Annotated in this window: 17 protein-coding genes; 16 read left to right on the top strand and 1 reads right to left on the bottom strand. The window is 64.2% G+C overall.

Annotated features, from left to right (window positions below; all coding sequences use genetic code 11):
* A partial coding sequence (locus RMP10_RS05195; protein ID WP_310569338.1) for a serine/threonine-protein kinase occupies nt 1–986 on the bottom strand: 986 nt, incomplete at its 3' end.
* Nucleotides 987–1081: 95 nt separating this feature from the next.
* Here RMP10_RS05195 and rpsO point away from each other — a divergent pair.
* The 16 genes from rpsO to guaA all read left to right on the top strand — a co-directional run bounded on the left by rpsO (nt 1082) and on the right by guaA (nt 20411).
* Nucleotides 1082–1351 (top strand): 30S ribosomal protein S15, encoded by a 270-nt coding sequence (rpsO, locus tag RMP10_RS05200; RefSeq protein ID WP_345785775.1) that lies wholly within the window; start codon nt 1082–1084, stop codon nt 1349–1351.
* A 78-nt stretch (nt 1352–1429) separates the two neighbouring features.
* On the top strand, nt 1430–3625 hold the full coding sequence (locus tag RMP10_RS05205) for a polyribonucleotide nucleotidyltransferase (protein ID WP_310569340.1): 2196 nt from the start codon (nt 1430–1432) through the stop codon (nt 3623–3625).
* On the top strand, nt 3603–4889 hold the full coding sequence (locus tag RMP10_RS05210; protein ID WP_310569341.1) for a pitrilysin family protein: 1287 nt from the start codon (nt 3603–3605) through the stop codon (nt 4887–4889). Before RMP10_RS05205 ends, RMP10_RS05210 begins: the two co-directional genes overlap by 23 nt.
* Before the next feature lie 28 nt (nt 4890–4917).
* On the top strand, nt 4918–6033 hold the full coding sequence (ald, locus tag RMP10_RS05215; protein ID WP_309669312.1) for an alanine dehydrogenase: 1116 nt from the start codon (nt 4918–4920) through the stop codon (nt 6031–6033).
* A 199-nt stretch (nt 6034–6232) separates the two neighbouring features.
* Entirely contained in the window at nt 6233–7270 is a 1038-nt protein-coding gene (locus RMP10_RS05220; RefSeq protein WP_171224384.1) for a rod shape-determining protein, read from the top strand.
* Nucleotides 7271–7277: 7 nt separating this feature from the next.
* Entirely contained in the window at nt 7278–8423 is a 1146-nt protein-coding gene (gene mreC, locus RMP10_RS05225) for a rod shape-determining protein MreC (RefSeq protein WP_310569342.1), read from the top strand.
* A 25-nt stretch (nt 8424–8448) separates the two neighbouring features.
* A complete protein-coding gene (gene mreD / locus RMP10_RS05230; protein ID WP_310569343.1) occupies nt 8449–8961 on the top strand; it encodes a rod shape-determining protein MreD in 513 nt (170 codons plus the stop codon).
* Nucleotides 8962–8965: 4 nt separating this feature from the next.
* Nucleotides 8966–10726, top strand: coding sequence for a penicillin-binding protein 2 (gene mrdA / locus RMP10_RS05235; RefSeq protein WP_310569344.1), 1761 nt, complete (start codon nt 8966–8968; stop codon nt 10724–10726).
* Nucleotides 10727–10738: 12 nt separating this feature from the next.
* Nucleotides 10739–12004 carry a rod shape-determining protein RodA gene (gene rodA / locus RMP10_RS05240; RefSeq protein ID WP_309669228.1) on the top strand — a complete coding sequence of 422 codons (1266 nt, stop codon included), beginning with the start codon at nt 10739–10741 and terminating at the stop codon, nt 12002–12004.
* A 73-nt stretch (nt 12005–12077) separates the two neighbouring features.
* Nucleotides 12078–12944 carry an acetyl-CoA carboxylase, carboxyltransferase subunit beta gene (gene accD / locus RMP10_RS05245; protein ID WP_309669229.1) on the top strand — a complete coding sequence of 289 codons (867 nt, stop codon included), beginning with the start codon at nt 12078–12080 and terminating at the stop codon, nt 12942–12944.
* A gap of 50 nt (nt 12945–12994) precedes the next feature.
* A complete protein-coding gene (locus tag RMP10_RS05250) occupies nt 12995–14278 on the top strand; it encodes a folylpolyglutamate synthase/dihydrofolate synthase family protein (protein WP_310569345.1) in 1284 nt (427 codons plus the stop codon).
* 9 nt (nt 14279–14287) lie between these two features.
* A complete protein-coding gene (hisS, locus tag RMP10_RS05255) occupies nt 14288–15604 on the top strand; it encodes a histidine--tRNA ligase (protein ID WP_310569346.1) in 1317 nt (438 codons plus the stop codon).
* Complete coding sequence (proS, locus tag RMP10_RS05260; protein WP_310569347.1) at nt 15597–17066, top strand: proline--tRNA ligase; 1470 nt, start codon at nt 15597–15599, stop codon at nt 17064–17066. Before hisS ends, proS begins: the two co-directional genes overlap by 8 nt.
* Nucleotides 17048–18358, top strand: a complete 1311-nt coding sequence (gene lysA / locus RMP10_RS05265; RefSeq protein ID WP_310569348.1) for a diaminopimelate decarboxylase — start codon at nt 17048–17050, stop codon at nt 18356–18358. The genes proS and lysA overlap by 19 nt, the downstream gene beginning before the upstream one ends.
* Nucleotides 18358–18870 carry a metallophosphoesterase gene (locus RMP10_RS05270; RefSeq protein ID WP_309669234.1) on the top strand — a complete coding sequence of 171 codons (513 nt, stop codon included), beginning with the start codon at nt 18358–18360 and terminating at the stop codon, nt 18868–18870. Before lysA ends, RMP10_RS05270 begins: the two co-directional genes overlap by 1 nt.
* Entirely contained in the window at nt 18870–20411 is a 1542-nt protein-coding gene (gene guaA, locus RMP10_RS05275; protein ID WP_310569349.1) for a glutamine-hydrolyzing GMP synthase, read from the top strand. The genes RMP10_RS05270 and guaA overlap by 1 nt, the downstream gene beginning before the upstream one ends.
* Nucleotide 20412: the final 1 nt, after the last annotated feature.

The raw sequence follows: 20412 nt of genomic DNA on the forward strand, positions 1-20412 counted from the left end.
CCCCTGGTGGGGGCGCTCCCGCGCCGCACAAACCCCGCCCCCCGGCGCCCCCCCACGCGGCCCCCCGCCCCGCGGGCCGCGCGGCGCTGGGCCCCGCCCACGGCGGGAAAGGCGTCGACCGTATGCGAGCCCGGATGCGGAGTGAATCCGTTGCGCACGGGAGCGCCGGGCAGGGCGCCCAACGCATCGAGCAACTGCGTAGCCGAATGGTATCGCTGCTCGGGTTGCTTGGCGAGCAAGCGGAGAATGACCGCTTCGAACTCCGGGCTCAGTTCCGGCGCGAACGTACGCGGCGGTGCCGGCGCCGTTTCGATGTGGTGCTTGGCGACGGCGTACCAATCATCACCCTCGAAAGGCAGGTGTCCTGTGGCGGCGCGATACAGCGTGACGCCGAGGGCGTAGAGATCACTGCGACCGTCGATTTCCTGGCCACGCGCCTGTTCCGGACTGAAATAATGAGGCGTGCCCATTACCTGGTTCGTCGCGCTCAGCGAGGCGGCACCGGCGAGCGCCCGGGCGAGGCCGAAATCGGCGACGACGGCTTCTCCCTCTGAGCCAAGCAAAATATTGTCGGGCTTGATATCGCGGTGGATGACGCCGCCGGCATGCGCGATCGAGAGCGCGGCGGCGACATCAGTTCCGATGCGGAGACACTCGGCTTCCGGCAACCGGCCAGCCAGCGCGAGTCGGCGTCCGAGGGTAAGCGGGTGGAGATCCATGGCCACGAACACCACGCCGTCGACCTGCCCGACGTCGCGAACCGTGACGATATTGCGGTGGCGGAGACGGGCGGCCGTGGCCGCTTCTCGACGAAAACGGGTTTCAGCAACGTCTTGTCCCGAAAATTCCGGACGCAGAATTTTGAGGGCGACCGGGATCTCCAGATCCTGGTCTATCGCCTCGTATACCCACGAAAAGGCCCCCGAGCCGAGCAGTCGGGTGACCTGATATTTGCTGATTATTTGCCCCAAATAGCGGTCAGGCACGTCGAGGTCCTTTACAGGCGGGGCAAGGTGGACTAAGCTTTTGTGCTTCCTACTATTGCGCGCACAAAAGGCTGCGCACGACACGCGCTGAGAATATTACGACGATGGCGTTCGATAAGGCACTCACGATCGACAAGTACCGGTCCCACGATGTGGACACCGGATCGACCCGGGTTCAGGTTGCCATCCTCACGGATCGCATCAACTACCTCACGGGACACTTTCGTACGCACGCGAAGGACCATCATGGTCGCCGCGGGCTACTCAAGATGGTGGGCAAGCGTCGCCGCCTGCTCGACTATCTGAAGCGTACGGACGTGCAGCAGTATCGCACGCTCGTGCAGGACCTTGGTCTCCGATACTAAGTCGGACCACGCCATGTCGTCGCGCGGGGGCAGTCATGCCTCCCGCGCGATTTGCGTTCTCATGAGGCTATTCAGCAGATGATGCATCGAATCGAGCGGACGTTCGCCGGTCGCCCCCTGGTCATCGAGACCGGTCGGATGGCGAAGCAGGCGGCGGGTTCCGCGATCGTACAATTCGGCGAGACGATGGTTCTCGCCGCCGTTACCGTGAGCGAGAACCAGAGTCCGCTCCCCTTCTTCCCCTTGACGGTTGAGTACAAGGAGAAGACCTACGCCGCCGGCAAGATCCCGGGCGGATTCATCAAGCGCGAAGGGCGTCCCCACGATCACGAGATCCTGGCGTGCCGCATCATCGACCGCTCGATCCGCCCGCTGTTCCCGGAAGGCTTCAAGAATGAAGTGCAGGTCTTCGTCTACGTCATCTCCGCCGACCAGGAGAACGACGCCGACGTGCTGGCGCTGCTCGCCACGTCGTTTGCGCTGAACGCCTCGAAGATCCCGTTCATGGGTCCGATCGGCGGCGTGCGCGTGGGTCGCGTGCAGGGACATTGGGTGCTCAATCCGACGTTCCAGCAACTGGCCTTCTCCGACATGGAGCTGATCGTCGCCGGTTCGCAGGACTCCATCGTGATGGTCGAAGGCGGCGCGCTCGAAGTGTCGGAATCCGACGTGCTCGAGTCGCTGCGCCTCTCGCATGATGGCATCCGCGAGCTGATCGCGATGCAGAACGAACTGCTGGCTAAGGTGCAGGTGCCGAAGATGGCGTGGACGAAGACGGAGTCACCCGATGCCGTCATCACCCGCACGAAGGCGCATGCGTCGGGTCGCGTTCGCGAAGCGCTGAATCAGAAGGACAAGCACACGCGCATCGAAGCGATCGAGAAGGTCAAGAAGGAAGCCGCCGCCGAACTGCTCCTCGAGTTCCCCGACAACGCGAAGGACATTCACAATGTCCTCGGCGATGTCGAGTACAACGAACTGCGTGCGCAGGTGCTGAGCACCAATCTGCGCGTCGACGGCCGCAAGCCCGACGAAGTGCGTGGCATCAGCATCGACAACAGCGTGCTGCCTCGTGCCCACGGCTCGTCGCTCTTCACGCGTGGCCAGACGCAGGCGCTCGTCGCCGCGACACTTGGCACCGCGAAAGATGCGCAGCGTCTCGATACGATCAACGAAGCGGGCGAGACCACGCGCTCCTTCATGCTGCACTACAACTTCCCGCCGTTCTCGACCGGTGAAGTGCGTCCGATGCGTGGCACCAGCCGCCGCGAAATCGGCCATGGCAACCTGGCCGAACGCGCCCTGCAAGGCGTGCTGCCCGACTTCGCCAACTTCCCGTACACGATCCGTATCGTGTCGGAAGTGCTCGAGTCGAATGGCTCGTCCTCGATGGCCTCGGTCTGCGGCGGCTCGCTCGCCCTGTTCGATGCCGGCGTGCCCATGAAGGCCGCCGTCGCCGGTGTGGCGATGGGTCTCATCAAGGAAGGCGATAAGTACGCGATCCTGACCGACATCCTCGGCACCGAAGATCATCTCGGCGACATGGATTTCAAGGTCGCCGGTACCAAGGACGGCATCACGTCGATCCAGATGGACATCAAGATCGAGGGGCTCGACCTCAAGATCATGGAAGAGGCGCTGCTGCAGGCCAAGGAAGGCCGCCTGCACATCCTCGCCGAGATGGACAAGGCGCTTGCCGCGCCGCGTGGTGATCTCTCGAAGTACGCGCCGCGGATCGTGACGGTGCAGATCCCGGTCGATAAGATCGGCGAGCTCATTGGACCGAAGGGCAAGAATATCCGTGGCATTCAGGAAGAGACGGGTGCCGAGCTCACGGTCGACGACGATGGTACGGTGACGATTGCCGCCGTCGGTGCCGAATCGATGGAGCGCGCGCGCAAGATGGTGGAAGGCATGACCGCCGAGGCGGTGGTGGGCGAGACGTACGAGGGCACGGTCAAGACCGTGACGGCGTTCGGCGCGTTCATCGAAATCATGCCGGGCACCGAAGCGCTCCTGCACGTCTCCGAGATGAAGTGGGAACGCGTGGAGAAGCCGGAAGACGTGGTCAAGAAGGGCGATCGCGTCACGGTCAAGCTGGTCGATCGCGACGAGCGTGGACGTCTCCGTTTGTCCATGAAGGCGCTCCTCCCGCGCCCCGAAGGCATGCCGGAAGAGACGCCGGGCGAACGCCCGCCGCGTCGTGAAGACAGCGGTGATCGCGGCGGACGCAGCGGCGGACGGAGTGGTGGTGGCGGTCGCGATCGGCGCTAATACGTCGGGCGCGCAGGCGCCCACGTTGCACCGCACGGATCTGCCCAATGGACTGACCGTGCTCTCGGAATCCGTTCCGGGAGCGCGGTCGGTTGCTTTCGGGGCATGGGTCCGCGCCGCAACGCTGCATGAACGTCCCGAACAGATGGGCGTATCGCATCTGCTCGAACACATGGTGTTCAAGGGCACGCGCACGCGCAGTGCCCAGCAGATCGCACTCGCGCTCGAAACCTTGGGTGGTTCGCTCGATGCGTACACCGAGCGTGAACACACGTCGTATCAGGCCCGCGTGCTCGATGAACATCTTCCGGAGGCCGCTTCGGTCATCGGGGAGCTGATCTTCGAGCCGTTGTTGCGTCAGGCCGATCTGGCCCTCGAGCGTAAGGTGATTCTCGAGGAGATCAGCATGGTCGACGACACGCCGGACGACATCATCTTCGACGTGCACAATCGTGCGGTCTGGGGTGATCACCCGCATGGCTTCCCGATTCTCGGGACCCGTGCCACGGTGAAGGCGCTGTCGGTGGCCGATCTGCACGATCTGCACGAGCGTGCGTACCATCCCGGCCGTCTCGTGGTCGCGGCGTCGGGCCGCGTGGAGCACGACCAACTCCTCGAGGTACTGCAGGGCACGGGGTGGAGCACACGGGAACGCGGTGACATGACGCCGTTTCCGCTCGATCCAGTCGAGGCAGCCGGCCCTCACGCCGAGCATGTGTCGCGCAAGGATATTGCGCAGACGCACATCGTGCTTGGTGGGCAGGGCATCGCCTTTGGTGACCACCGTCGGTACGCGTTCGCGCTGCTCGATATGCTCATCGGCGGCGGCATGAGCTCGCGCCTCTTTCAAAAGGTGCGCGAAGAATTGGGGCTCGCCTACAGTGTGCAAACGTTCAGCAGCTCGTACGCCGACACCGGCGCGCACGGTGTGTACCTCGCCAGCGCGCCGGAGACGGCGCAGGAAGCGCTGGATGCCGTCCGTGATGTGCTGCGCGACGTCGCCGTGAACGGTCTGTCTGAGGATGATCTCGCGGCCGGCAAGCGTCAACTGCGCGGACAGCTCGTAATGTCCATGGAGGGCGTGTCGTCGCGCATGTATCGGGCGGCGCTTACCGCGTTATACGGAGAACCGTACCGCAGCATCGACGAGCTGAAGGCGCTCGTCGATGCCATCGACCTGGAACTGGTGCGTGACGTCGCGCGCGAGTTCTTCGATCCCGATCGACAGATTCTCGTCAGCCTCGGCCCCAAGGCCGTTCGCTGACGCCTCACCTTTACCGGAAATCGCGACTATGCGCATCGGTGTACCCAAAGAGATCAAGACCAACGAAAATCGGGTGGCTCTCGTCCCGGCCGGCGTTGAAGCGCTGACGGCGTCTGGCCATCAGGTATTCATCGAATCGGGCGCCGGCATCGGCAGCGGCTTCGACGACGACACCTATCGCGCCGTTGGCGCCGAGATCGTTCCCGACGCTGCGACGGCGTGGGGCAATGCGGAACTGCTGCTGAAGGTGAAGGAGCCGATCGAGCAGGAGTGGGGTTTCCTTCGTCGCGATCTGACCCTGTTCACGTACTTCCACTTCGCGGCCGACGAAAAGCTTACCAACGCGCATTTGGCCAGCGGTGCGACCTGCATCGCGTATGAGACGGTCGAACTGCCGAACCGGGATCTGCCGCTGCTGATCCCGATGTCGGAAGTGGCCGGTCGAATGGCGGTGCAGGAAGGAGCGAAGTACCTGGAGAAGCTGTACGGAGGGCGTGGCGTGCTGTTGGGTGGCGTTCCGGGCGTGGCGCCGGCCAAAGTCGTGATTCTGGGCGGCGGCATCGTGGGTGTGAATGCGGCCAAGATGGCGGCCGGGCTCGGTGCCAAGGTCGTGGTACTCGACTTGTCGCTCGAACGTCTCCGTTACCTCTCGGACGTGATGCCGGCCAACGTGCAGCTGGTGCACTCCAACCGTCACAATATTCTCGAGCAGATCAGCACCTGTGATCTGGTCATCGGTGGCGTGTTGATTCCCGGAGCGAAGGCGCCCAAGCTCGTGCGTCGCGAGGATCTGGCTCGCATGCGTCCAGGCGCGGTCATTGTCGACGTGGCTGTCGACCAGGGCGGCTGTGTCGAGACCATCCACCCGACCACGCACGAGAACCCGACCTACACGGTGGATGGAATCATTCACTACGGGGTAGCGAACATGCCGGGCGCGGTGCCGCGCACGTCGACGCTGGCCCTGACGAATGCCACGCTCCCCTACACGCTGTTGCTCGCCAACAAGGGCTGGAAGAAGGCGCTCCGCGAGAATGGTGCCCTCCTCAAGGGGCTCAACATGACCGACGGCAAGCTCACGTATCAGGGTGTGTCCGATGCCTTTGGCATGGAGTTCACGGACCCGGCGACGTTCGTCGCCTGAGGCGGCCCGTCGGACCAGCAGAGGCCACCGGGACCAGCGTCCGGTGGCCTCTCGTCGTTTCCATCCCGGATCGCGTAACGTGTGCTAGGTCACGCTGCCGCAACAGCTTGTAACTGCTCTGGCCGACACGTACCTTACCGATCACTGCTGCCGCAGCATGCCCTTTCCCGGCGCTCCGCGCCGTCGAGCACATACCTGGATGTTCTGGCCCTTTAATAAGTCCAACTCGTTCTTCCCGGCGAATGCCATCGCAGTCGATCTCGGCACCGCCAACACCCTGATTTACGTGAAGGGCGAGGGGATCGTGCTGAACGAGCCCTCCGTCGTCGCGCTCGATCGCGAGACGAAGAAGCTCAAGGGCGTCGGTCTGGAAGCGAAGCGCATGCTTGGTCGCACGCCCGACGGCATCATGGCCGTCCGGCCGATGAAGGACGGCGTCATCGCCGACTTCGACGTGACCGAGAAGATGCTGCGCTATTTCCTCACGCTCGTGATCGACAAGCACGTGTTCAAGGTGAAGCCACGCGTGATCGTCTGTGTGCCGTCCGGCATTACCGAAGTGGAGAAGCGCGCGGTGCGCGACTCGGCGCTGGGTGCGGGCGCGAAGGAAGTTTTCATGGTTACGGAACCGATGGCTGCGGCCATCGGTGTTGGACTGCCCGTAGAATCACCGACCGGCAACATGGTGATCGACATCGGCGGGGGCACGACGGAAATCGCCGTGATCGCGCTGTCCGGCATCGTGAGCGACACGTCGATTCGCACCGGTGGTGACGAGCTCGATATCAGCATCGTGCAGTTCATGCGCAAGAATTACAACCTGCTGATCGGCGAGCCTACCGCCGAGCAGATCAAGATTCAGATTGGTTCGGCGTATCCCGTCGGTGACGAACGCGAGATGGAAGTGAAGGGTCGCGACCTGGTGTCGGGTATTCCGAAAACGGTGCGTGTACACTCGAGCGAAATTCGCGAAGCGATTCAGGAACCGATTCAACAAATCGTCGACGCCGTGCGTCGCGCGCTGGAGATCACGCCGCCCGAACTCGCGTCGGACATCGTCGATCGCGGTATCGTGATGACCGGTGGCGGTGCGCTGATTCGCGGGCTCGATGTGCTGCTCAGTCAGGAAACGGGCTTGCCGATTCACGTCGACGAAGATCCGCTGACGTGTGTGGTACGCGGTACTGGCAAGATCCTCGATGACGAGGAGAAGTACTGGTCCGTCCTCACGACCTGATCGCGCGGTGGCCCGAAGCGTCCGATCCGATGGGCGACTCGACACCGGCTTCGCGCTGGTGTGTGTCGTGTTGGCTGTCTTGGCGCTGATCCTTCCGCGTCGCACGCGTGAAGGATTCGCCGCTACGCTGCGCACGACGGTGCTGTCGCCGCTCGTTGCGCTAGAAGGGCGTGCGTCATCGGTACGGGCGGCGATCGTCGCGCGCAACGACGTGTTGGTCACGCGCGGACAGGTGGCCACGCAGGCGTTGCAGGTACAGGCCGTGGCCGATGAGAACCTGACGCTGCGCAAGTTGCTCGGCCTCTCGGCGCGCTTGCAGGATGGATTCGTGCCGGCCGAGTTGCTGCCGCCGCGCGGCGCTGGCGATGAATTCACCATCGCGCTGGCCACCGGATCCGATGCCGGTGTGCAGCCGTTCCTTCCCGTCGTGACGGCGGATGGACTCGTCGGCATGGTGCAGAGTGTGGATCGCGCCACGAGCTTCGCGATCACGTGGGCGCATCCCGACTTTCGCGTGAGCGCGATGAGCGTGGACGAAGGTGCATTCGGTATCGTGCAGCCGCATCTCGGCGCCGGCGCCGAGCGCTGGTTGCTCGAGATGCGTGGTGTGCCGTTTCGCGCGAAGCTCGAACCGGGCACGTTGATCGTGAGTTCGGGGTTGGGTGCGACGTATCCGCGCGGCATTCCCGTGGGCACGGTGCTCGGCGAGCTCTCCACGCCCGAAAAGTGGGCGCGCACGTATCTCGTGAAGCCGTCGGTGCTGCCGGAAGCGATCGGTCCGGTACTCGTGCTCTTGTCGTCGCGGGCACAACGCGGCGTGAACGGCGTGTGGACCACCGTGAACGCGGCCGACAGTGCGGCGCGCGCGGTGGCGGCTGCTGGTGACTCGCTGGCCAGAGCGGCGGCGCTCGACGAGCTGGCGGCGCGACGTGCCGCGCTCGACGCGGCCGCCGATACGCTCACTGATTCGACGCTGGCATTTGTGGCGAGCACTCGGGGCACGGTGGCGGACAGCGTGCGCGCGGACAGTCTGCGCATGCGCGTGCGCGCAGACAGCCTTGCTCGAGCGCGCGCGCGACCAGACACTACAAAGCCCCGTGTGGTGGCGCCGCCTCCGGCACCCCGCGCTGGCCCTCCACCGGCGGGTCGGTGATGGGGCTGGCGACATGGAACTGCGCATGAGTCGCCCGCAGCAACAGACGCCGGGAATAGGCAGCGCGATTCGCGCCTGGCTGGGTTTCGCGATTCTGCTGACGGCGCATTTTGCCGTGCGCCCGCTGTTCAACGGTCGCGCGAACGTCGATTTCATCATTATCGCCATTCTGTTCTCGGCCGTGCGCATGCGCCCGGGGTTGGCTGCGCTCACGGGGTTCCTGACCGGTCTCGCGGTTGACGCGCTGGCACCGGGATCATTCGGCGCGTCGGCGCTCGTACTGACCCTCGTGGCGTTCGGCGCGTCGTGGCTCAAGGCGGTGTTCTTCGCCGACCACGTGGCGCTCACGGGACTGTTCGTCTTCGCCGGCAAGTGGCTGTTCGACATCGCGATGACGTTGCTTACGGGCGGGGCGTCCGGCGCATCGCTCGTCGTGACGTTGTTGTTGTGGTCGCCGCTGTCGGCCGCGCTGACCGCGCTCCTGGCGGTGTTGTTGCTCACGGTGTTTCGTCCGCTGTATCGACCGCACACCACGTGATGTTGTGAGCTACCATCCGAATGCGATCCTTCGTCGCGCGCGACTTGCGCGTGTGCTGCTGTTCGCCTCGTTCGTGGCACTCGGCGGCGCGTTCTTCCGCGCGCAAGTGCTGCAGAACGCGGAGTACGTGTTGCAGTCGGAGAACAACCGGTTGCGCGAGGTGCCATTGCCCGGCGCCCGCGGTACGATCTACGATCGGCACGGTGAGGTGATCGCGGAGAATCTGCCGGGATACTCGGTGTCGATACTGAGTCCGACGGAAGATTCGCTGCGGTCGGCGCTCACCACGCTCTCGAAGGTGATTCAGATCGACTCCGCGCAGCAGGAACTAGCGGTGCGACGATTCCGTCGCGCCCGCACGCGGCCGGCCGTGATTTTCAACGATGCGTCGTTTCAAGTCGTGTCGGTGCTCGAGGAACGTCGTGTCGAGTTTCCGGGGCTCATCATTCAGAGCTCGCCCAAGCGGTACTATCCGGACGGCGCCGCGATGGCGGCGCTGATCGGCTACACCGGTGAGATCGCGGAAGACGATCTCTCGAAACCGAGATACGAGAGCTACAAGGCCGGACAGCAGGTTGGAAAGACAGGCCTCGAGTTGCAGTACGAGGCGCAGTTGCGTGGCAAAGAAGGTCGCCGGTTTGTGGAAGTCGATGCGCGCAATCGTGTGGTGCGCGATGCCGGCGTTCGGCCGGAGGAACAGCCGGAAGCACCGCCGGCATTGCGCACGAACATTGATCTCGATCTTCAACGATTCGCGCACGAATACTTCGGTGATTCGCTGCGTGGCGCGGTGGTGGCTCTCGATCCCAAAACAGGCGGTGTACTCTCGCTGTACAGCGCGCCGAGCTACGACATCAACAAGTTCATCGGTGGCGTGTCGAGCAGCTTCTACGAAAGCCTTCGGGTAGATCCGCACCGGCCGCTCGTGAACCGCGCGCTCTCGGGAACGTACGCGCCGGCGTCGACGTGGAAACTGGCCACGGCGATCATTGGTATGGAGCTGGGGTTGGTGACCATGGACACCCGCATGCAGACGCCGTGCACGGGCGGCTACTATTACGGTCGTGTGTTCAAGTGCTGGGACAAGCGTGGGCACGGTGATGTGACCTTGGCGCAAGCGATCGCGAAGTCGTGCGACGTCTACTTCTATCAGCTTGGGCTCAAGATCGGCCTCACGCGATTGCTGGCGGGGGGCGTGTCGCTGGGGTTTCGTGATAGCACCGGCGTCGACCTCCCCAACGAGCGCACACCGCGTTGGCCCGAATCGACCGCGTACTTCGATAAGCGGTACGGCTCACGTGGTTGGAATCGCTCGGTCGTGTTGAGTCTGGCGATCGGCCAGGCGGACAACGCGCAGACGCCACTCAGTATGGCGCGTTTCTATGCCGCGATGGCCACTGACGGGATGGCCCCCACGCCCCAAGTCGTCATGCGCGACCCGGAACGCAAGCAAATTCTCAATCTCGACAAGGCCCAACTGGCGAGCATTCAACTGGCGCTCGCCGACGTGGTCTCCCGCGGCACGGCTGCCGGCGCACAGATTCAGGGTTTGACTATCGCCGGGAAGACCGGAACGGCACAGGTGAACGGCCAGCTCGACAATGCGTGGTTTGTGGGATACGCGCCGGCGAACGATCCCAAGATCGTGCTGGCCATCATCATCGAGGAGGGGCTTCACGGGTCCACGGCCGCTCGCGCCGCCACCAAGATGATGGAACGCTATCTCAAGACGCGGTTGACGATGACCGCCATCGTCAACGACTGAGGCAGCGCGCACATGGCCGGTATTTCCGTTCTGCGCAGGCAGAGTATCGACGTTCCGCTATTGGTGATCGCGTTGCTGCTCACGGGCTTCGGCATCGCCATGGTCTTCTCGGCGGGGCAGATCGACAGCCCGACGCCGATCATCGAGAATGCATGGAAGCGGCAGCTCGGCTGGTTTGGCGCGGCGCTGATGGCCACGTGGGTCATCTCGCGCGGCTCGGTGCGGTTGATCGAATGGAGCGCCTGGCCGCTGTACGCCTTGAGTTGCACGCTGCTGCTGCTCGTGCTGTTTGTGGGCACTGGCGCCGGCACGGCGGCGAGTGTGAAGGGATGGCTCAGTATCGGTGGCGTGCGCATCGGTCAGCCGGCGGAATTGGCGAAGCTCGCGACGACGCTCATGCTCGCGCGCGTGCTCGCCGCGCGGCGCGAATCGATCCGTTCACTCGTGGATCTGTGGCGACCGCTGCTCGTGGTGGGCGTGCCGTGGCTGCTTGTTATGGCGCAGCCCGACCTCGGGACCGGCATCGTGTTCATCGGGATCTGCTTCGCCATGCTCTTCTGGGCCGGCGTGCCGTGGCCGCTGCTGCTGCTGTTGGCCAGTCCGGGCATCAGCCTCGTGCTTGCGTTCAGCACGGGCATCTGGGGCGCATGGTTTCTGATTCTCGTCGCGCTAGTGCTTTGGTATCGCCCATATCTCCTCGAAGGCGTCGTCATCGTGTTGATGAACGTGATCATGGGTGGCGTGGCGCCGATTCTCTGGGACAAGCTCAAGCCATATCAGCAGAAGCGACTGCTCGTGTTTCTCGATCCGAACGTCGATCCGCAGGCTTCCGGCTATCACGTCACGCAGAGCAAGGTGGCGATCGGCTCGGGGGGACTGTTCGGCAAGGGCTTCACGCTCGGCAGTCAGAAGCGGCTCAAGTTCCTTCCGGAGCGGCACACCGACTTCATATTCTCCGTGGTCGGTGAGGAGCTCGGATTCATCGGCGTGAGCATCGCGCTGTCCCTGTTCCTCGCGCTCTTCCTGCGCACCACGCGGGTGGCCTCGCGGGCCAACGACGCCTTCCCGAGTCTGGTCGCCTTCGGCTTGGTCTCGGCGTGGTTCGTGCACGTCATGGTGAATGTGGGCATGACACTCAACCTCATGCCCGTGACCGGTATTCCGCTGCCGTTCTTCAGCTACGGCGGTTCGTTCCTGTTGGTCAGTTGGACGGCGGTTGCCGTCCTCCTCCGCATCTCCGCCGAAGGGCGTGGTCAGCCGGACGCGATTGGTCTCTGAGCGATCGGGACACCAATCTCGGCTGTGCGCAAGGTCTAGCCTTCGAAGGCCGGACCGCCAACATTAGGAGTCTATGGCCTGGTTCCGGAAGGATAAAAAGCCCCGACAGCCGCGACGCGAGCGTCTCGAGATTCCTCCTGACACCTGGGAGAAATGCGAGGCCTGCGGGCATACGGATATTCGCGACAAGTTCCTGCGAAATCTCAACGTCTGCCCCGCGTGCGATTTCCATCGCCGTGTTCGGGCGTGGGATTACGCCGCGATGCTGCTCGATGAAGGCTCGACCGTTGAAGTGGGAAGCGAGCTGCGATCCGTCGATCCGCTCGGCTTTCCCGATTATCCTGCCCGCCTCAAGCGGGCCCTGACAAACGCTGGTGACAGCGACGCCATTCTCACCGTGACGGGGCTCCTCGAAGGGCTCCCCGTCGGGATCGGCATCATGGACTTCGCGTTCATGGGTGGCTCGATGGGCTCGGTCGTGGGCGAGAAGATTGCGCGCCTCGGGCAGCGGTCGCTCGAGAAGAAGCACCCGCTCGTCATCGTCTGCGCCTCAGGCGGCGCCCGCATGCAAGAGGGCATTCTCTCCCTGATGCAGATGGCGAAGACGTCGGCCGTGCTCTCGCAGTTGGCCGAACGTCGCATTCCGTACATTTCCGTGCTGACCAACCCGACCACGGGCGGTGTCAGCGCCAGTTTCGCGATGCTGGGTGATGCGATCCTGGCCGAGCCGGGTGCCGTGATTGGCTTCGCCGGACCGCGCGTCATCAAGCAGACGCTGGGGCAGGACCTCCCCGAGGGATTTCAGACGGCGGAGTTTCTTCTCGAGAAGGGCATGGTCGATCAGGTCGTGCATCGGAAGGAGCTGCGGGATACGCTTTCTCGGCTCATGCGGCATATGACTGGACGTCCCGCGTCGGCGGGGCACGCGCAGGAAAGCTGAGCTCGAACCCGCTGGCCCCACCGCCGCAATCGGCGGCTGAACGGGCTTCGATGGCCGATTCGGCATATCACGACGCGCTCCGCCGGCTGTTCTCGCGTACCGGCGGCGCCTGGCGTCTTGGGCTTGAGCGAGTCTCGGAATTGCTGGCGTTGCTCGGCGATCCCCACCGGACCTATCCTGTCTTTCACGTGGCGGGTACGAACGGCAAGGGCAGCACCGTGGCCACGCTCGATGCCATGCTGCGCGGTTCCGGCCTTCGCGTCGGTCGGTACACGTCGCCTCACTTGGTGGATTTCGCCGAGCGGGTGGTCGTTGATGGCGCGCCCATGCCACATGATGCCATCACCATGTGGTTAGACCGGTGGGAGCCGGAGATGACGCGTCTCGGCGCGACCTTCTTCGAGGCGACCACGGCCATGGCTCTCGACTGGTTCGCCGTTCAGCAGGTCGATGTGGCGATTGTAGAAGTCGGCTTGGGTGGGCGACTCGATGCCACCAACACCGTTTATCCGGTGGCGGCCGCGGTCACGCAAATCGGCTTCGATCATGTCGAGTTTCTGGGTGATACGCTGGTGTTGATCGCCGGCGAGAAAGCCGGCATCTACAAGCCCGGAGCGGTGGCCGTTGTCGGCGAGGCGCGGCCGGAGATTCGTGCGCTCCTCACGGATCGCGCCGAAGCGGTGGGGGCCGATCCCGTGCTCGTCACCGGTCGTGATTGGCAGGTGCGGGACATTTCCGTGGGCGGCGCCGGCACATCCTTCACGCTCGTGACGCCAGACGGCGAGCGTCAGTTGACGACGCCGCTGATCGGCGAGTTTCAAGCGCACAACGCGGGCGTGGCCTTGGCCATGCTCCGAGGCGCAGGCGGACGCTGGCTCGACATCGAGCGGAATGCGGCGGCGCTGCTGCCCGGGGTCCGGCTGTCCGGACGCTTTCATCGCGCCGGTCCGTGGCTCTTTGACGTGGCGCACAACGCCGACGGCGCGGCGACGGTGGCGGCCAATCTGCTCGAGGTTGGTGCGCCGTTACCCGTGAGCGCCGTTGTCTGCGTGCTCCGCGACAAGGATTGGGCGGGCATTCTCCGCGCGGTGGCGCGGGTCGCGACGCAGATCGTGGTAACCATGGCGCCCACGGCCCCGGTGGCGCGCGCGTGGAATCTGGACGAGGTCACGGCGTGGGCTGAGGCCGAAGGGCTGCCAGTCCAGCGTGTCGACGATTTCGCGCTAGCGCTCGAACGCGCTCGTCATCAAGCGGCCACCGTGCTGGTGACTGGATCATTTCATACCGTCGGTGATGCCATGGAGCGGTTGCAGGTCGATCCGCTCGCTCGGTAACTTTCAAGGATGCCTCCAAAGCTCCTCCCGGGTTTCCGAGATTTCTATCCCGAGCAGTTCGCCGAGCGAGCCCACATCTTCGAGACCTGGCGCCGCATCGTGCGGCGCTATGCGTTTCAGGAGTATGACGGGCCGCCGCTCGAGCCGCTCGAGCTGTATACGCAGAAGAGCGGCGACGAGATCGTCGGTCAGCTGTTCGAGTTCGTCGACAAAGGTGAACGTGCGGTCGCCATGCGTCCCGAGATGACACCGACGTTCGCCCGCATGGTCGGGGCGCGCGCGCAAACGCTGCGCAAGCCGGTGCGCTGGTTCTCGATGCCGCAACTGTTCCGCTACGAGCGGACGCAGAAGGGTCGCCTCCGCGAGCACTTTCAGCTGAACGTCGACATCGTCGGTGAAGCCGACGTCCTCGCCGATGCCGAACTGCTGTCGGTGGCCGTGGAGATCATGGCGGCGTTCGGGTTGACAGCGAGCGACGTGCGGGCGCGCGTGAGCGATCGCCGATTGCTGAACGGACTGCTCGCGCACCTCGCCATCGACGAGCCCACGTGGCCGGCGGTGTACGCTGTGCTCGACAAGCTCGAACGTCAGCCGCAGGAGATCTCGGCCGAGAAGCTGGCGGCCGCCGCATTACCGCCGGCGACCGTCGACGCGATTCTGGGATTCGCGACGCTGGACTTCGCCACGCTGCAATCGCGGTATGGTCAGGCACCCGAGGTTGCACCGCATGTGGAGCGATTTGCCCAGTACGTCGCGCACTGCGACGCCTTGGGCATCGCCGATTGGCTGCGCTTCGACCTCACGATCGTGCGCGGGCTCGCGTACTACACCGGCATCGTATTCGAACTCTTCGACAACATCGGCGAGTTCCGGGCGATCTGCGGCGGCGGACGGTACGACAACCTGCTCAAGTCGCTCGGCGGCACCGATCTGCCCGCGCTCGGATTCGGCATGGGCGACGTCGTGCTCGGCGAGCTGCTGAAAGCGCGCGGATTGATGAAGGCGCCGGCACCGTCGGTCGCCCTCTGGATCGCGCAGGCACCGGACAGTGCGTCGTATCCCAACGCAATGCTGCAGACGGCGGCGCGACTGCGGGCCGACGGACATGCGGTGGAGTTTGCGTTGCGCGAGCAGCGCGTGGAGAAGCAGTTGGAAGCCGCTCGGAAAGCCGGTAGTCTCGCCACGATCGTGGTGGATACGGCCGACGCCGCGCCGAGTTACCGCGCCCGCGCGGCCGGCGCGGAGGAAGCAATCGTGCGGACCCTTGATGCCCTGAGCACGTGGGCATCGTCGACGTTGAATCGAACGGATACCAGCCATGAGTGACGACAAGAAACTGACCACACGCGCCGACAACTTCAGCGAGTGGTACAACGAGTTGGTCCTGCGTTCGGAGCTCGCCGACTATTCGCCAGTGCGCGGGTGCATGGTCATCCGGCCGCACGGCTATGGCATCTGGGAGCGCATGCAGCGCGCGCTCGACGACATGTTCAAGGCGACCGGTCACGTGAACGCCTACTTCCCGCTGTTCATTCCGGAGAGCTTCCTCTCGAAGGAAGCGGAGCACGTGGAAGGCTTCGCGCCGGAATGCGCCGTCGTCACGATGGGTGGCGGCAAAGTGCTCGAGGAACGTCTCGTGGTGCGCCCCACGTCGGAGACGATCATCTACTCCATGTTCGCAAAGTGGGTGCAGAGCTATCGCGACTTGCCGTTGCTGTACAATCAGTGGGCGAACGTCGTGCGCTGGGAGATGCGCACACGCCTGTTCCTGCGCACCATGGAGTTTCTCTGGCAGGAAGGCCATACGGCGCACGCCACGCACGACGAGGCCGAGGAAGAGACGCGTCGCATGCTGGGCGTGTACCGTGAGTTCATGGAAGGCTACATGGCCATGCCCGTGATCACTGGGCAGAAGACGAACTCCGAGAAGTTCGCCGGCGCGCTGCGCACGTACGCCTGTGAAGCGATGATGCAGGACAACAAGGCGCTGCAGGCCGGCACGTCGCACAACCTCGGACAGAATTTCGCGAAGGCGTTCGACCTCAGCTTCCAGAACGAGCAGGGCGAACAGGCGTTCGCATGGAACACCAGCTGGGGCGTCTCCACGCGCATGATTGGCGGCCTCGTGATGACGCACGGCGACGACGCGGGACTTCGCCTTCCGCCAAAGCTCACGCCGATTCAGCTGGTGATCGTGCCGATCTGGAAGACCGAAGAGGAGCGCGCGGCCACCGTCGAGATGGCGAAGCGTATCGCCGATGATCTGGGCAGCTTCAAGCGCCCGGACCACGAGCGGATCCGCGTGCACGTGGACGACCGCATCGGGGTGAAGCCCGGCGCGAAGTACTATCACTGGGAGTTGCGCGGCATTCCGCTGCGCATGGAAATCGGTCCTCGCGATTTGGCGTCCAACACCGGCATGCTGGCGCGTCGCGACACCCGTGAGAAGCGCCCCATCAGCTTCGACACCCTGCGCACCGAATTGCCCGCCGTGCTCGATACGATTCAAGCGGACATGCTCGCCGCGGCCCGTGCCCGAGTGGAAGCGAACACGATCCGCGAGCGCATCAGCTACGACAAGTTCAAGGAAGTGATGGACGGCCCGGGCGCGTTCGTGTATGCCGGTTGGAACGGTGATCCGGCGGTGGAACAACAGGTCAAGGAAGAGACGAAGGCGACGATCCGCGTCATTCCCGATCTGGAATACCGCTCGCCGGAAGCACCCACGACGTGCATGGTGACGGGTGAGCCGGCGAAGTATGAGGTCGTGTGGGCTCGCTCGTACTGAACGACGCGATGCCTTCGTCGACCTCCGAACCGGCGTTTCCACGGCGGGGCGGTGTCTTGCACGCGGAGCAGGTGCCCCTGCCGGCCATCGCGGCCGCGGTAGGCACCCCCACGTACGTGTACAGCGCGAATACGATCCGCGCCCGCCTGCAGCGCCTCGAGCAGGCGTTCGCGAGCGTGCCGCACCGTATTCATTTCGCGATGAAGGCCAATTCGAATCTCGCGGTGCTGCGTTTGCTGCATGAGCTCGGAGCCGGCGTTGACATCGTGTCGGGCGGGGAGCTCTTCCGTGCCCGCGAAGCCGGATTCACCGGCCGCGATGTGGTGTTCAGTGGCGTCGGAAAGACGGTACGCGAGATCGAGCAGGCGCTCGAGGAACGCGTGCTGCTGATCAACGTCGAGTCGGAAGCGGAACTGGTCACCATCGACGCCGTCGCGGGCCGCCAAGGCGTCGTGGCGCCCATCGCGATCCGGGTGAACCCCGAGGTGACCGTCGATACGCCGCATGCGTACATCAAGACCGGCGAGAAGGGGCAGAAGTTCGGGATCCCGCGTGATGACGTGTCGCGTCTCGTCGCCATGGTGCACGAGCTGCCGCATGTCGCCTTGCGGGGCATGGGCATGCACCTTGGCTCGCAGATCGGCAACGCCGATCCGATGCGTGACGCGCTGCCGCGGCTGCTCGCGGCCATTGCATCGGCGCGTGCCGATGGTCACGCCATCGCATACATGGATGTCGGCGGCGGATTGGCCGTACCGTATCACGCCGATGAGCGCGATGCCGACGTGGACGACTATGCGGCGATCGTGCTCGCCGCCGCCCGCGAGACCGGGCTGACGCTGCTGCTCGAACCGGGACGATTTCTCGTCGCGGAAGCGGGCGCGCTCATTACGGAAGTGCTGTATCGGAAGCATGCGGCCGGCAAGGATTTCATCGTGACCGACGCCGGTATGAATGATCTCGTCCGGCCGGCGCTCTACCAGGCCTATCATCGCATTGACGCCGTGGAGTCGATCGAAGGCACCGTCGTCGCCGATGTCGTCGGCCCGATCTGCGAATCGGGGGACTTCTTTGCGAAAGACCGGCCGATGCCTGATGTGGCGGCTGGTGCCTTGCTCGCCGTACACACGGCGGGCGCCTATGGCTACACGATGTCGTCCAACTACAACTCCCGTCCGCGCCCCGCTGAAGTGATGGTGGACGGCGATCGCTTCGCCGTGATCACCGAGCGCGAACGCCTCGAAGACCTCGTACGCCATGAGCGTGCGCACCTCCAGTGGAGAACTGCCTGATGCGGATCGGCTTACTGTCGGATACCCATGACCGCGTGCCTGCCGTCCGCGAACTCCTCGAGCAGATGATTGCCGGTGGGGTGTCGATCGTGATGCACGCCGGCGACTACTGCTCGCCGTTCACGCTGCAGCCGTTTCACGATCTGTCGGTGCCGCTGCTCGGTGTGTTCGGACGCAATGATGGTGACCAGGACGCGCTTCAGGCGGCGGCCAAGTCTGGCTTCGGCGCCACAGAACTGTACGAATCGCCACACAGCTTCGACCTTGGCGGCAAGTCGGTGCTGCTCATTCACGATCTTGCCGATGTGCATCAGCGCTCCATCGACGGGCATGAAGTCGTGGTGCACGGCTTCACGCACATTCCCGAAATGAAGTCGCGCGGGGATACCATGCTGGTGAATCCCGGCGAAGGCTGTGGCTGGCTGCACGGCGCGCCCACTGGTGCCATTCTCGATCTCGACACGAAGGCCGTCGAGTTCCTCAAGCTTACCGGTCCGGAGTGGAAGTTCTGATGAACAGCCGTATTCTCATCCTCGATTGCGGATCGCAATTCACGCAGCTGATCGCTCGCCGCGTGCGCGAAGCCCGCGTCTATTCGGAGATTCATCCGCCGTCCAAGTCGCTCGAATGGATCCGGGCGTGGAAGCCGGATGGCATCATTCTGTCCGGCGGACCGAGTTCGGTGACGGATGTCGATGCACCCACGATTTCTCGCGCGCTGCTCGACATCGCGCCTGTGCTCGGCGTGTGCTACGGCATGCAGCTCATCGCGCATCTGGAGGGCGGTGCCGTGGTGGGCGGAGGCCGCCGCGAATACGGCCGCGCGGAAGTCACGATCGACGAGCCGACGGGATTGTTCAACGGCTTTGATGCCGGCGAGCGCACCACGGTGTGGATGAGCCACGGCGATCATGTGGAACAGGTACCGCCGGGCTACGTCGCGACGGCGCACAGCGGCCACACGCTGGCCGGCTTTCGACACACCACGCGTCCGATTCACGCCGTGCAGTTTCACTCTGAGGTGGCGCACACGGTGCGCGGCGCCGAGATCATTCAGAACTTCCTGTTCGGCGTCTGCGGATGCACGCCCGACTGGACGCCGGGCCATTTCATCGATCTGGAGGTCGCGAAGATCCGCGAGCTGGTCGGCGACAAGCAGGTGATCTGCGGCCTGTCCGGCGGTGTGGACTCCAGTGTCGCCGCCGCGCTGGTGCACAAGGCGATCGGTGATCAGCTCACCTGTATCTTCGTGGACACGGGGCTGCTTCGCCTGCACGAGCGCGAGCAGGTGGAACGCACTATGCGCGCACATCTCGGCATCAAGCTGATCACTGTGCGGGCGGAAGATCGGTTCCTGAACGGTCTCGCCGGCGAAGGCGATCCTGAGAAGAAGCGCAAGATCATCGGACACACGTTCATCGACGTGTTCGAAGATGCATCGGCGGAGGCGGGGCAGGGCGCCGAGTTCCTCGTGCAGGGTACGCTGTATCCCGACGTCATCGAGTCGGTGAGCGCGAAGGGCGGACCGTCGGCGACGATCAAGACGCACCACAACGTAGGCGGCCTGAAACCCGATATGAAGTTCCGGCTCATCGAGCCCCTTCGCGAGCTCTTCAAGGATGAAGTGCGAAACGTCGGCCGCGAGCTCGGTCTCCCTGAGGAGATGGTCGGCCGTCATCCCTTCCCGGGACCGGGACTCGCCATTCGTGTGCTTGGCGAAGTGACGCCGTACGCTGTTGATATTCTCCGGCGCGCCGACGCGATTTATCTCGAAGAGATTCGCGCCGCGGGCCTCTATCAAGAGATCTGGCAGGCATTCGCCGTGTTTTTGCCGGTACGCTCGGTTGGTGTGATGGGTGATGGCCGTACGTATGAGCATGTGATCGCACTGCGCGCGGTCACGAGCACCGACGGCATGACGGCCGACTGGTTCTCGTTCCCGCATGACGTGCTCGGACGCATTTCGAATCGGATCATCAACGAGGTTGATGGCGTAAACCGTGTGGTCTACGACATCAGCTCAAAGCCCCCGGCCACGATCGAGTGGGAGTAAC

It is taken from the genome of Gemmatimonas sp. (genome assembly GCF_031426495.1).
Taxonomy (GTDB): Bacteria; Gemmatimonadota; Gemmatimonadetes; order Gemmatimonadales; family Gemmatimonadaceae; genus Gemmatimonas.

Excerpts from the sequence above, each read along its gene's own strand:
- rodA (WP_309669228.1), top strand. The coding sequence starts at position 10,739 with ATGGCCGGTATTTCCGTTCTGCGCAGGCAGAGTATCGACGTTCCGCTA.
- RMP10_RS05205 (WP_310569340.1), top strand. The coding sequence starts at position 1,430 with ATGATGCATCGAATCGAGCGGACGTTCGCCGGTCGCCCCCTGGTCATC.
- guaA (WP_310569349.1), top strand. The coding sequence starts at position 18,870 with ATGAACAGCCGTATTCTCATCCTCGATTGCGGATCGCAATTCACGCAG.
- accD (WP_309669229.1), top strand. The coding sequence starts at position 12,078 with ATGGCCTGGTTCCGGAAGGATAAAAAGCCCCGACAGCCGCGACGCGAG.
- mreD (WP_310569343.1), top strand. The coding sequence starts at position 8,449 with ATGAGTCGCCCGCAGCAACAGACGCCGGGAATAGGCAGCGCGATTCGC.
- hisS (WP_310569346.1), top strand. The coding sequence starts at position 14,288 with ATGCCTCCAAAGCTCCTCCCGGGTTTCCGAGATTTCTATCCCGAGCAG.
- proS (WP_310569347.1), top strand. The coding sequence starts at position 15,597 with ATGAGTGACGACAAGAAACTGACCACACGCGCCGACAACTTCAGCGAG.
- RMP10_RS05250 (WP_310569345.1), top strand. The coding sequence starts at position 12,995 with ATGGCCGATTCGGCATATCACGACGCGCTCCGCCGGCTGTTCTCGCGT.
- RMP10_RS05270 (WP_309669234.1), top strand. The coding sequence starts at position 18,358 with ATGCGGATCGGCTTACTGTCGGATACCCATGACCGCGTGCCTGCCGTC.
- ald (WP_309669312.1), top strand. The coding sequence starts at position 4,918 with ATGCGCATCGGTGTACCCAAAGAGATCAAGACCAACGAAAATCGGGTG.
- RMP10_RS05220 (WP_171224384.1), top strand. The coding sequence starts at position 6,233 with ATGTTCTGGCCCTTTAATAAGTCCAACTCGTTCTTCCCGGCGAATGCC.